The organism is Streptomyces sp. NPDC051286 (genome assembly GCF_044455345.1).
Taxonomy (GTDB): Bacteria; Actinomycetota; Actinomycetes; order Streptomycetales; family Streptomycetaceae; genus Streptomyces.
This window is the reverse complement of sequence record NZ_JBITER010000086.1, coordinates 1-11,864: the sequence shown is the minus strand read 5'-3', so window position 1 is coordinate 11,864 and position 11,864 is coordinate 1. Positions and strand designations below refer to the sequence as shown.

Genomic DNA, 11,864 nt, shown 5'->3' with positions numbered 1-11,864 from the left:
CGATGCGCACCCCTGACCGGAACCGTCCCCGGCCAGGGATCAACGCGACATCACGGACGCGAGATCAACCGGCCAACGCCGTGAAACAACGAGGCAAGCGGGACGGAGAACTGCCGCAGGGCATGCTCGACCTGAAGCAATACCGCATGGCTGAAGGTGAGATGCTCGCGCGGCGCCTCCTTCTGCCGGGCGCTTGTTGAAGCCGAGTGGGCTGCGGCGGACGACGGTGTGCTGCTGCGGCTCGAGCGCGTCTGTTTTTGCCGGTCCGAGGACTCGCTTACCGCCGAGAGGACTGATTTTTGCGAATGGTTTTAGTTCCGGCCTTTCCTGTCCTGAATGCGGAGATCCGTGGCCGGAGATCGTGACCGGTTCTCGGCGCCTGTGGTTGTACCCGTGTTTCCTGGGGCCGGGTCTGTCTGGTGAACGGGGGGTATGGGGTGGGGGAGGGGTGTCGCATGCTTCTGCTTGGGTGCCGGGCTGTTTCACCGGGGGCAAGGGGGGTGTCGGTATGTTCGCCTGGGCCGCAGGGGATGGGGGGGCGGGGTGGGGGGGGGTGTTGTTGGTGTGACGTGTTCTTTTCAGGGTTGGTTGCCTGCGGTGATTGCGCACGGTGACTGTCCCGGGTGCGTAAGTGGGACAGCGCTGGTTGGCTGCGATGTGTCCCACCCTCACCTTCCCAGGAGTGATGATGAGCGTTGCAGGCGAGTCCGCTAGTCGTGCGCAGCAGATGCAGGACAGGGTCCGTGAGCTGAATGAGCGTGCTGAGCAGACGAGCGATCCGAAGGAACGCCGCAGGCTGCACGACGAGGCCCGGCGCATGCAGGAGCGGTCTATGAAGGAGGGCGGACGCGGGGCCGAGGACGGGCCCGGGCGTCGTGCCGGTGGCCGGAAGGGCGAGTTCCCGTCCCGGTGACGTTGTGTTCGTGTCCCGCGGTACCGATGGCCTTCCCCCGCGTTGCGGGGGGAGGCCATCCGGGTTCGGTGGCGGCGTGCGGGACGGTCGGGGTTGTTTGCAGGGTGTGATTGCTGCGAGGCCGGGTGCCGGCCCGCCGGCGTCGGGCCTCGGCGTCGGCGTCGGCGTCGGGATCGCCGGGCCTGGCGGGTTGCGGAGGTGGCGACGGTGTGTTGCGGCGGCTCGGGAAGTGCGTCGAGGTGGTGTCTTCGTCGGCCTGCGGCGATTCGTTCTGCCTGGTCGGTGAGCAGGGCGAGGCCATGCGAGAGTGAAGGCCTCAAGGGCATGGGTGAAGGAGCCCATCGATCGCCTAGTGTCTGGAGTCTTTGATTCGGTTCAGATATCCGCTGAGGCGTTCGAAGATTTCGTCAGCGGTCTTCGTCCAGACGAGGGGCCTCGGGTTGTCGTTCCAGTCGGCAATCCAGGCCCGGATGTCTTTCTCCAGGGCTTGGACGTTCCTGTGGACGCCACGCCGTATCTGTTTGTCCGTCAGCAGGGCGAACCAGCGCTCCACTTGGTTGAACCAGGACGAGCTGGTTGGGGTGAAGTGCATGTGGAACCGGGGATGGGCCAGCAGCCACTTCTGGATCGCGGGCGTCTTGTGGGTGGCGTAGTTGTCGCGGATCAGGTGGACGTCGAGATGGCCGGGGACCTCCTTGTCGAGCTTGGCCAGGAACTTCTTGAACTCCACCGCACGGTGCCGGCGGTGGAGCGAGCCGATGACCTCACCCGTGGCCGCGTTCAGGGCGGCGAACAGGGGTGCCGTTGACCTGCAAGGATGCGAGTGTCTAGGTCGTATCCGCTGCAGAGAGCAAGGAACCTTCTTTCTGGTGGTCGAGAATACAGGGTGGGGCCGTCGGCTGTCGGTGGTGGCTGACGGGAAGAGGCTGATCGGACATGCGGGAGCGGTGCTGTTGCGCCGGTGTGCGGACCGCGCGGGGCTGACGGGCGCGCTGGCCGGGGTACTGCCATCCAGCACAGCAGCCGGCTGGCGGGAACGCGCCGGGGTACTGGTGCAGCTCGCGGTCGCGATGGTGCCGGGAGCGGTGAACTTCTCGGAGGCTGGGCAACTTCAGTTGCATCACCGGCCGTTGTTCGGGCTTGTGGCCTCGGACTCCACCGCCCGGCGCACGCTGGCCGCGCTCGATGAGGCCACCCTGGCGAAGATCGCAAAGGTGCGGGCCAGCGAGCCGGAAGGCCGAGTGGCGCCCCCGGCCGAAACCGTGGGGCGCCACAGCGACTCCGCTGGGTTGGCTGTGACGTCTGTCGGGTCAGGTCAGACGGCCCGCGCACTCGACGGCGACGACGGGCCGCGCACCTCGACCGCACACGCGACGGCGATGCACAGAGCGACCGCGATCATACCCGCCCCGATTATGGTGTCCGGGCCGGGCGTCTGGCTGAGGACGTTGAGCAGCGCCTTGGCCGCGATGGCGAGTTGGCCCAGGGCGACGAGCGCCAGCCACACCGCACGCACGGCCCGAGGGCTGCGCGTGCGTGCCTTCTCCAGCCCCAGCAGTGCGGCTGCGCCCGCCAAGGCCACGATGATGCCGAGGGTGGCGACGGGGACGAACGCCGTTTCCACCGTGGAGGCGTCTGGCTGGTCAAGTTCCGCCGTATCCGGCGGCAGGACCGTGAAAGCTACCGTCAGCATGGCCACGTAGGCTACTTGGAGGAGGAGAAGGACCGGCGCCACGCGTCGGCTGAGCTTGTCGGTCATGAGTTGCTCCTGACGAGGCGGCCGCTCTTGATGATCCACAGGCTGCCATTCTTCTGGGCGTTGAGGCATGCGTCCCTGCTGTGGATGCCGGCGTTCGTCTTGCCGGTGTTGGAGCGTTCGATACCTTGGCCGATTGAGTTGTTGCGCAGGTCCATCTCCTTGTCGTTGCCCCTGGAGGTGGACTCGTGGCGCGTGGCGACCTCGTATGCGTCCTTTGTGGAGAGGCGGATTTCCATCAGTGCGTTCCAGTAGCAGTGCCGGAAGGCGGCACCGGTGCCCTGGAACAGGGTTTTGTCCGGGCAGAGGTCCTGTGCCTTCTTGAACGCGGTGTTCGCCCTGTCCCACGCGACCGAGCAGTCGTACGGGTTCCAGAAGCAGTAGGTCCTACTTCGCGTCGGTGATGCTGCCGTAGCCGTAGCCGTAGCCGTAGCCGTAGCCGTAGCCAGGGTCCAGCAGGACCGGGTAGGCGATGGACTGGCCCTCAGCCGGTGCGAGCGCGACGACGATGTCGTTGCCGGACAGCGTCATCGAGACGGGGATGGTGTTCCCTTTGGCGTCCAGTGCCAGCGGGGCGGTGACGAACGTCGTCAGGCCACGCTCCAAGCCCGAGGTCATCATGGTGTTGTCCTCGCCCACCGTGATGACCTCGCCGGGACGCAGTGCAGGCCGGTAGGTGAAGGAGCTCGGGGCGTTGCGGCTACGCAACAGGTGGAAGAGCTCCACCGCGTTGGTGCCCGTACGGACCGCGATGGTGTCGGCGTCCGTCTGGGTATTGGGGTAGATGACCAGGCCCGTGCTGCTCAGCTCCGCCGGGGAGGCGGAGCCGGTGGGCAGGTTGACGAGCGTCTGGGCGGAGCCGTCGAGGCTGGTGCCGATGACGTCCTGGTCGGCGCGCTCGGGGAGCTCGGCGACCGGGGCGGCCGTGGCGGAGTCCTCGGTCTCCACCACTTCGGGGTCGACCTGCTCGACGAAGCCGGCCGGTATGTCGTCCTCCTCAGGGTAGGCCTCGTCCGCGGGGAGTTCCTCGATCGGGGCGTCGTCGACCGGCGGGTGCAGCGTCTGTGAGAAGTGCGCCTCGGCGATGTCGTTGATGAACGAGGTAGAGAAGTTCCCCGCGATGGCGCCCACGCGGAAGGTATGGATGGCCCAGTCGGACCAGGCGCCGTTGGGGCCCTTCACGCGAGCGGTCAGGGCGTGGGTACCGAGGGTCGTGGGGGCCAGGAGAAGGAGGCCGTGCCGCCGGTGAGCGTGACGGTGGACGGCCTTGCCGGTGGGGTCGGTGACCTTGAAAGTGCCGGCCTGGCCGGCGTCACTGTGCCACCGGCCGTCGGCAGGGTATGTGGTGGAGGATAGCGCGGGGGCGGCGGGCACGGCGGTGTCGACGGTCAGGTTGCGCCAGACCGACCAGGTGCCGTTCCAGTCGGTGCCATCGTAGGTGGCGACACGCCACTTGTAGGAGCCGGCGGCGAGGGCTGGCGCGGTCCAGGAGCCGGTGGCTCCCGAGGCGGTGTACGGGGTCTGGACCCGAGGTGATCTTGGTGGTTCCGGCAGCGTTCCACACCTCGATGGTGAAGCGGACCGTATTGCCGTTCGCGTCGGTAGCCTTGGCCGACAGCGTCGGTGTGGTGTCGGCGGTGACGGTGCCTTCGGCAGGGCGCGCGGGGGACGCCACGCCGGGCTTAGTGTTGTACGTCACCGACAGCGCCGGTTCAGTCGGGCCCTACGAACCGTCCACGTAGTTTGCGGATCTGAAACGGCGCCAGGTCGTGGAGTCCGTTTCGTCCACGCCCTTGATCTGCAGACCGTGGTTGGGCTGGCCGTCCGCCTATGCCTGCGCGATGCCAGTCACGTTCCAGCGCATGAAGTTGGCCGGGCAGGCCGAGCTGTAGCCGTACGACGCCTTTGACACGGCGGCGCCGGTGGCGGTCGTGGCCGGCTGCGCTCCCCAGGTCACGGAGCTCGGATCCCAGTTCTGGGTGATCCGCTGGGCCTCCACGCCCGCACCGGTGGTGGAGCAACCTCGACGTAGCCGATGAACGCCAGCGGATAGTGCCAGGCCCTCCAGATCGTCATTGTCACCGCGGACGACCGGCCCTCTACGCTGAACGGCGGTAACAGCCACTTCGAAGCCAAGGGGCCGGTGACCACCATGGCGTTACAGGAGCCCTTGCCGCTGCCCGGCATGCCGGTGTCCACCTCGCCGTCAGAAGCCGAACAGCTCGCCCTGCTCGGCGAGCCCCAGCCGGTCAAAGTCCCCGCGCAACTGTGGCGTTCATGGCTCACCGATCCGCTCATCGTGGCCAGGTTCGAGGCCAAGCGACACCAGCGCACAGAACGCCTGTGCTGGCCGTGGCTGGCTGCTGTGTCATCGACAGGTCACGGTTCCTTCCGTGCCACGAGCCTGCCCGGCCCCTCGCGTACCACCGCCGAAAACCGCGCAGAACGGGCCAGCCGACACCGCAACCCCACCGGGCCACTCGCGGACCTCCGCGGGGCAGCCGGACGTACCCGCGCCATCGCCGCAGCCGTTCGAACCGGGATCGCCGCCGGAGAGGACCCCAGAGCCATCGAGGACCGGATCCAAGCAGCAGAAGCCGCAGGGCTGCCCCTCACCTTGTGGTGAGACCCGCCCGACCCTTGAAGGGACAGGGACAGTCAGATGCGGGCTGGTGTCAGTCCGGGTGCAGGGGCGCAGGCCGTCGGGTCGGACCCAGTAGGGGCTGTTCGTGTTGTTCATGGGTCCGAAGCGGTATCCAACATGCCGAAACGGGCCGCCCGCATCAGCATCGGAGTGTGCGGGAAACACTCGGGTCGGGCGGATGGGCGGGTGGTGTCAATGGCGGGTGCGGATGAGGAGGGCGGAGCCCGTCCAGCACCACGTCGTGGCGGATCTGCACCTCGGGGGCGGACGCCGCATGAGTTTCCGGGCTCGGCCCTACTGGGGAAGGTGTTGGCCGTTGCGCGGAGTCGGCCGCCGGGTCCGTTCCGCCCTGGGTTCTGGCGCAGTCCGTTGCGTGGGCCGTGGCTGACGGCGGTTTTCGGGCTGGTGTTGCTGGTCGGTATCTCGGTGCTGTTCGTGACAGGTCTTCTGTCGTATGCCGCCTATAATCCCGGGCTCGGCCGGGTCAATGATCACACTCCGGGCAAGGGGTTGCTGGGTTTCTATCTGTTCACCTGGCCCACCCACCCGTATTGGCTGTACCGGGTCACGCAGGGTGTGCACGTCACCTTGGGCGTCGCCCTGATTCCTGTGCTGCTTGCCAAGCTGTGGTCGGTCATCCCGAAGCTGTTCGAGTGGCCGCCCGTGCGCACTCCAGCCCATGCCGTCGAGCGGCTGTCTTTGCTGCTGCTCGTCGGGGGCGCGATCTTCGAGTTCGTCACGGGGCTGCTGAACATCCAGCTTGACTACATCTTCCCGGGCTCCTTCTACACGCTGCACTTCTACGGCGCGTGGGTGTTCATCGCCGCTTTCATCGTGCATGTGGGCCTGCGGATCGGCCGGATGCGCCGTGCTCTGCGCTCGCGCAGCCTGAGTGCGGAGTTGCGGACGGACACGGCCCACACCGAGCCCGAACCACCGGACCCCTATGGCCTGGTCGCCGCCGTGCCTGCCGCGCCGACCATGAGCCGGCGCGGCGCCCTGGGCTTCGCTGGGGCCGGGTCGCTCGCGCTGCTGATGGTCACCGCCGGGCAGAGCATCGGTGGCCCGTGGCGACGCACCGCCCTCCTGGCCCCGCACAACCGAAACCCGGGACGTGGCCCGAACGGCTTTCAGGTCAACAAGACCGCGGCCGCCGTTGGCGTCACCGCGGCGGCCATCGGTCCTGCCTGGCGACTGCACGTCCACGGGAGCGGGCCCGCGCTCACTTTCACCCGGGAGCAGCTGCTCAAGATGCCCGAGCACCGGGCGGCCCTGCCGATCGCCTGCGTGGAGGGCTGGTCCACCGACGATCAGCACTGGTCCGGCCTGCGGCTGCGAGATCTCGCGGTACTAGCCGGCGTTCCCCACGCGGGCAGCGTGATGGTGCAGTCCGTCCAGCCGGGCGGTCCGTTCAGCAACGTTCTGCTGGCCGGCAACCAGATCCACGATCCCCGTTCGCTGCTGGCCCTGCACGTCAACGGCGCGCCGTTGTCCATCAACCACGGCTATCCGGCCCGGATCATCGTCCCTGCCAACCCTGGAGTGAACAACACCAAGTGGGTCGGCGCTCTCACCTTCCGGACGTGACCTGATGACCCGCCTCCTGCGTTGGTACGGTGCCGGCCCCGCTCATCTGCTCGCCATGGTCGTCAGCTTCGCCGTGGCTGCCTACGCCGCGGTGCAGTTGCTGACGGGGCGCACCCTCGCAATCGCGCTGTGGTTCATCGGCGCGGCCCTCCTGCACGATCTGGTCTTCCTTCCGCTTTACAGCGGAGCCGATCTCACCGCGCAAACCGTACTGCCGCCCCGAAAGGACCGAGCGCCGAAACGAACATGGGTCAACTACGTGCGGATTCCGGTGGCCCTGTCCTGTCTGCTGCTCCTGGTGTGGTTCCCGCTGATCCTGCGCCAGGCGCAGCCGTACCACGGCGACACGGCGCTCTCTCCGGACGTGTACCTGACCCGATGGTTGGTCATCACCGCGGTCCTGCTGGCCGCCTCCGCCGCCCTCTTCGCCCTGCGGCAGCTGCGTGCCCCGGCCCGACATGCGGTTGTGCTGGCCTCCTCCGCCCTCGGACATCTGTGCTACCGGGCCAGCCAACGCCGTGCTCGCTACCAAAGCCGCCCCGGGCGTTCGAAGCGCGATGGGCAGTGAACACGGGGAACCGCCGGTCTCGGGCGAGACGCGGCCGCATCGCGCCCGGCGGGCCGGACCGCATCAGGTGTCGTCGTGTCCCCGCCCGATGGACCTCTACGCTGCCGCCTTGCGTGCGCAGCGTCCCTACCTGTGTCTGCGCCACTCGGATGGGCGGCTGCTGCCGCTGGACCTGGCACGGTGGCGGGGACCGGCTGACGCGGCGGATGAGGAAGTGGTGGACCGCTGCCAGGGCCCGGCCCTCGACGTGGGCTGCGGGGCCGGCCGCCTCGTCCTGGCCCTCCACCGCCGCGGCATTACCGCCCTCGGCCTGGACACCACTCCCGCCGCCGTCGCCATGGCCACCTCAGCAGGAGCCAATGTGCTGCACCGCTCCGTCTTCGCCCCCGTCCCCGGCGAGGGGCAGTGGGCGACTGTCATCCTCGCGGACGGCAGCATCGGCATCGGTGGCGATCCGCCCGCCCTGCTGCGCAGGACCCGCGCACTGCTCGCCCGCCACGGCTCTTTGCTTCTGGAGGTCGAAGATGAGGACATCTACGAGCACCGGGCGTACGTCCGCCTCGAAGACGGCCGCGGCCGGCGTAGCCGCCCATTCCTGTGGGCTCGGGTGGGCAGAGCGGCAGCTCACCGTCTCGCCCCGGACGCCGGATTCCGTGTGCAGGAGGCATGGATCGCCAGCGGCCGCCGATTCCTCACCCTCGAACCGGCGTGAGGGCGAGTGCGGTGCGCGGGACAGTGGTCGGGCCGTGACGGGCTGTGGCCGGTGAGCACACGACCGATCGGTGACCACGCCCTGCTGTCCGACTGTTGCTCGGCCGCCCTAGTCACCTCCGACGGCTCGGTGGACTGGATGTGTCTTCCCCGGTTCGACAGCCCGGCGATCTTCGCCCGGCTCCTTGACGAGGATGCCGGTCACTGGTCCATCCGCCCTGTCGGCCCTGCTGACATCAGCCGCCGGTACGTCGAGGAGACCCTGGTACTGGAAACGATCTTCCGCACGACCGGCGGAACGGTGGTCCTGCGCGACGCGCTCGCCTTAGGGCGGCGGGAGCGCGGACACGCACTCGGCACCGCTTCCCCCGGCGTCCTCCTGCGCCAGATCACCTGCACCGAAGGAAGCGTGCCCGTCGAGATCACCTACGCGCCGCGCCCGGAATTCGGCCTCGTGCACCCGCTCCTGTCCCCCGTTAGGGGCGGGCTTGCGGCCTACGGGGGCGCCCACATCCTGCGGCTGTCCAGCCCTGTCGACTGGACGGTGAGCGGGTCCACCGCGCATGCTCAGATCACACTCCGGGCATCGGACCGCCTCGCCTTTGCACTGCAGGCCACACCGGCGTGGGGAAGCGAACCGGTGCGCTGTCGCGCGTGGCATGTCCGGCGGCGCCTGAGCGACACCATCGACGGCTGGCGCTCATGGTCCCGGCTCCACCGCGGCTACGTCGGCCCCTGGCAGAACGAAGTGGGCCACAGCGGACGCGTGCTGCGCGCCTTGACCTTCGCTCCCACGGGCGCCGTTATTGCCGCGGTGACCACCTCCCTGCCCGAACAAGCCGGCGGGACGCGCAACTGGGACTACCGCTACACCTGGGTCCGCGACGCCAGCTTCACACTCCAGGCGCTGGCCACCGCCGCCTGCGAGAAGGAGAAGGACAAGTTCTTCGGCTTCCTCGCCCGCGCTGCGGCAACCCAGCTCGGCCGGGGCGTGGACCTGCAGATTATGTACGGCGTCGGCGGCGAACGCGACCTGAGCGAGCGCACCCTGCCCCACCTGACCGGCTGGCGCGACAGCGCCCCCGTACGCACCGGCAACGACGCGTGGCGCCAACGTCAACTCGACGTCTACGGCGAACTCCTCGACGCCGCCCACCAGACACTCCCACCCGACGGGCACCTCGACCCACCCACCCGCGCCTTCCTGCTCCAAGCAGCCGAGACAGCCGCCCGCCGCTGGACCGAACCCGACCAGGGAATCTGGGAGCGACGCGGGCCGAGCAGACACTTCCTGCACTCGAAACTGATGTGCTGGGTCGCCCTGGACCGCGCCATCGCCCTAGCCCCGCTCCTACAGGCCGGCGAACGCGTACCCCCCTGGCGGCGCGAGCGCGACCAGATCCGCCGAGCCATCGAACGGCGAGGATGGAACCCCCGCCTGGGGGCCTTCACCCAGACACTCGACAGCGACGACCTGGACGCCTCCTCCTTGATGCTGCCCATCGTCGGCTTCCTGCCCCCACAGGACCCCCGCGTCCAGTCCACCGTCCTGGCAATCGCCACCCACCTCACGGACCACCACGGCCTGGTCCGCCGCTACCTCGGCGACGAAATCGACGAAGGCGAGGGAACCTTCCTGCTGTGCACCTTCTGGCTCGCCCACGCCCTCGCCCTCACCGGCCACCCCACCCAAGCTCGGCAGGTCTTCGACACCGCTCTCGCGCAAGCCAACGACGTCGGCCTGCTGGCCGAGGAAGCAGACTCCACCACCGGAGAAGCCCTCGGCAACTTCCCCCAAGCCTTCAGCCACATCGGACTCATCAACGCAGCCCGCGCCATTCGCGAAGCCGAACAGCAACCCGCACCACCAACCAAGCACTAGTGTCCTGAGTCTCGGAAAAGCGGGTCTGTCCAGTGAACGGTGTTTCTGGAGTTGTTAGGGTTTCAGCGGCGGGCGGCGGAGAGCCGGCCGTCGAAGGTGATCTCGAAGGCGTTGAGGGCGGCCTTCCATCGCTGTGACCAGCGTTTGCGTCCCTGCCCGGTGGGGTCCAGGCTCATGACGGCCATGTAGACGCACTTGAGAGCTGCCTGCTCGTTGGGGAAGTGTCCGCGGGAGCGGACGGCCTTGCGGATGCGTGCGTTCACCGACTCGATGGCGTTCGTGGTACACACAACTCGCCTTATCTCGGTGTCGAATTGGAGGAAGGGGACGAACTCGGCCCAGGCGTTCTCCCATAGCCTCACGATCGCGGGATACTTCTTGCCCCACGCCTCGCCGAACTCCAGGAACCGCTCCTCGGCGACGTCCTGGGTGGGGGCGGTGTAGACGGGCTTGAGCGCCTTGGAAATCTTGTCCCAGTCCTGCCGGGCCGCGTAACGGAACGACGCCCGCAGCAGGTGAACCACACAGGTCTGCGTGATGGCCTGCGGCCAGACCGTCCCGATCGCGTCCGGAAGGCCCTTCAAACCGTCGCAGACGACCATACAGACGTCGTCAACGCCCCTGTTCTTGATCTCGGTCAGGACCTGGAGCCAGTACTTGGCGCCCTCGCCGCCGTCGCCGGCCCACAGGCCGAGAATCTCGCGAGTGCCCTCGACGGTGACCGCGAGCACCACGTAGATCGGCCTGTTGGCGACCTGGCCATCCCTCAGCTTCACGTGCACACAGTCGATGAACAACACCGGGTAGACCGAGTCGAGCGGGCGGTTCTGCCACTCGTGCATGCCGTCGATCACCTTGTCGGTGATCGTGGAGATGGTCGTCTTGGACACCTCGGCGCCGTAGACCTCCCGCAGATGTGCGGAGATCTCCCCGTGCGTCAGCCCGCGGGCCGACAGCGACAGCACCATCTCGTCCACGCCACCGAGCCGGCGCTGCCGCTTCTTGACGATCTGCGGCTCGAACGAGCCCGCCCGATCCCTCGGCACCTCGATCTCGACCGGGCCGACATCGGTGATCACGGTCTTGGAGCGGGTGCCGTTGCGGGTGTTGCCGCTCTCGGCCCTCTCGTGCTTCTCATGCCCGAGGTGGTCGGTGATCTCGCCTTCCAGGGCGGACTCGAGGATCCTCTTGGTCAGCTGCTGCAGCAGCCCGCCCTCGCCGGTCAACTGGATCCCGTCGGCCCTTGCCCGGTCCACCAGCTGACCGATCAACTGGTCACCCAGAGCATCCGGCGCCCCGGCGGGCTTCACTTCCTCCACGGCCTCAGCCGAGACGGTCACGTCTGTCATCAGGTGTCACTTCCTGTTCGAAGATCCACCGTTGACCGTACAGACCCGGAAAAGCTTCATAACTAGGGTTTGGCTGGCAGGCGGTTCAGGTAGCCGGCGAGGCGTTCGAAGATCTCGTCGGCGGACTTCGTCCAGGTGAACGGCTTGGGGTCCTCGTTCCAGTGGGCGATCCAGTTGCGGATGTCTTTCTCGAGTGCCTGGACGTTCTTGTGGACGTCACGCCGTATCTGTTTGTCCGTCAGCAGGGCGAACCAGCGCTCCACTTGGTTGAACCAGGACGAGCTGGTTGGGGTGAAGTGCATGTGGAACCGGGGATGGGCCAGCAGCCACTTCTGGATCGCGGGCGTCTTGTGGGTGGCGTAGATGCCCCTATGTTTCGTCAAGTGGCTGAAGGTCTCTGTGCGGCCGTCGGAGGCTGGATGTGCCGGTAGAGCTCGCGGGCCACGTAGCGTTT

General features: G+C 67.8%; 12 protein-coding genes and 2 pseudogenes. 7 read left to right on the top strand and 7 right to left on the bottom strand.

Annotated features, from left to right (window positions below):
• Both ACIBB8_RS36180 and ACIBB8_RS36175 read left to right on the top strand, forming a co-directional pair.
• A pseudogene (locus tag ACIBB8_RS36180) lies at positions 1 to 200 on the top strand (hypothetical protein); the annotation flags it as partial.
• 488 nt (positions 201 to 688) lie between these two features.
• A complete protein-coding gene (locus ACIBB8_RS36175; RefSeq protein WP_398959475.1) occupies positions 689 to 913 on the top strand; it encodes a DUF6381 family protein in 225 nt (74 codons plus the stop codon).
• A gap of 349 nt (positions 914 to 1,262) precedes the next feature.
• On the opposite strand, the gene ACIBB8_RS36170 is transcribed toward ACIBB8_RS36175, so the two are convergent.
• From ACIBB8_RS36170 to ACIBB8_RS36150, 5 genes are all read right to left on the bottom strand, one after another.
• A complete protein-coding gene (locus ACIBB8_RS36170; RefSeq protein ID WP_398959473.1) occupies positions 1,263 to 1,931 on the bottom strand; it encodes an IS630 family transposase in 669 nt (222 codons plus the stop codon).
• A 297-nt stretch (positions 1,932 to 2,228) separates the two neighbouring features.
• Positions 2,229 to 2,672, bottom strand: a complete 444-nt coding sequence (locus ACIBB8_RS36165) for a hypothetical protein (protein ID WP_398959471.1) — start codon at positions 2,670 to 2,672, stop codon at positions 2,229 to 2,231.
• Entirely contained in the window at positions 2,669 to 3,118 is a 450-nt protein-coding gene (locus ACIBB8_RS36160) for a DUF6973 domain-containing protein (RefSeq protein WP_398959477.1), read from the bottom strand. The genes ACIBB8_RS36165 and ACIBB8_RS36160 overlap by 4 nt, the downstream gene beginning before the upstream one ends.
• A complete protein-coding gene (locus tag ACIBB8_RS36155; protein WP_398959469.1) occupies positions 3,057 to 4,043 on the bottom strand; it encodes a hypothetical protein in 987 nt (328 codons plus the stop codon). The genes ACIBB8_RS36160 and ACIBB8_RS36155 overlap by 62 nt, the downstream gene beginning before the upstream one ends.
• 454 nt (positions 4,044 to 4,497) lie before the next feature.
• On the bottom strand, positions 4,498 to 4,794 hold the full coding sequence (locus tag ACIBB8_RS36150; protein ID WP_398959467.1) for a DNRLRE domain-containing protein: 297 nt from the start codon (positions 4,792 to 4,794) through the stop codon (positions 4,498 to 4,500).
• A gap of 27 nt (positions 4,795 to 4,821) precedes the next feature.
• On the opposite strand from ACIBB8_RS36150, the gene ACIBB8_RS36145 reads away from it, so the two are divergent.
• From ACIBB8_RS36145 to ACIBB8_RS36125, 5 genes are all read left to right on the top strand, one after another.
• Positions 4,822 to 5,295 carry a hypothetical protein gene (locus ACIBB8_RS36145; protein ID WP_398959465.1) on the top strand — a complete coding sequence of 158 codons (474 nt, stop codon included), beginning with the start codon at positions 4,822 to 4,824 and terminating at the stop codon, positions 5,293 to 5,295.
• Positions 5,296 to 5,748: 453 nt separating this feature from the next.
• The gene (locus tag ACIBB8_RS36140) at positions 5,749 to 6,900 is read left to right on the top strand and encodes a molybdopterin-dependent oxidoreductase (protein WP_398959463.1); all 1,152 of its coding nucleotides are present in this window, start codon (positions 5,749 to 5,751) and stop codon (positions 6,898 to 6,900) included.
• Positions 6,901 to 6,904: 4 nt separating this feature from the next.
• Entirely contained in the window at positions 6,905 to 7,468 is a 564-nt protein-coding gene (locus ACIBB8_RS36135; RefSeq protein WP_398959461.1) for a hypothetical protein, read from the top strand.
• A 109-nt stretch (positions 7,469 to 7,577) separates the two neighbouring features.
• Positions 7,578 to 8,180 carry a methyltransferase domain-containing protein gene (locus ACIBB8_RS36130; RefSeq protein WP_398959459.1) on the top strand — a complete coding sequence of 201 codons (603 nt, stop codon included), beginning with the start codon at positions 7,578 to 7,580 and terminating at the stop codon, positions 8,178 to 8,180.
• Positions 8,181 to 8,231: 51 nt separating this feature from the next.
• Entirely contained in the window at positions 8,232 to 10,061 is a 1,830-nt protein-coding gene (locus ACIBB8_RS36125; protein ID WP_398959457.1) for a glycoside hydrolase family 15 protein, read from the top strand.
• Between the two features lie 62 nt (positions 10,062 to 10,123).
• On the opposite strand, the gene ACIBB8_RS36120 is transcribed toward ACIBB8_RS36125, so the two are convergent.
• Together ACIBB8_RS36120 and ACIBB8_RS36115 are read right to left on the bottom strand one after the other, a co-directional pair.
• Positions 10,124 to 11,410 carry an IS256 family transposase gene (locus ACIBB8_RS36120; RefSeq protein WP_398959455.1) on the bottom strand — a complete coding sequence of 429 codons (1,287 nt, stop codon included), beginning with the start codon at positions 11,408 to 11,410 and terminating at the stop codon, positions 10,124 to 10,126.
• 62 nt (positions 11,411 to 11,472) lie between these two features.
• Positions 11,473 to 11,772, bottom strand: a pseudogene (locus ACIBB8_RS36115) (transposase); the annotation flags it as partial.
• Positions 11,773 to 11,864 lie beyond the last annotated feature (92 nt).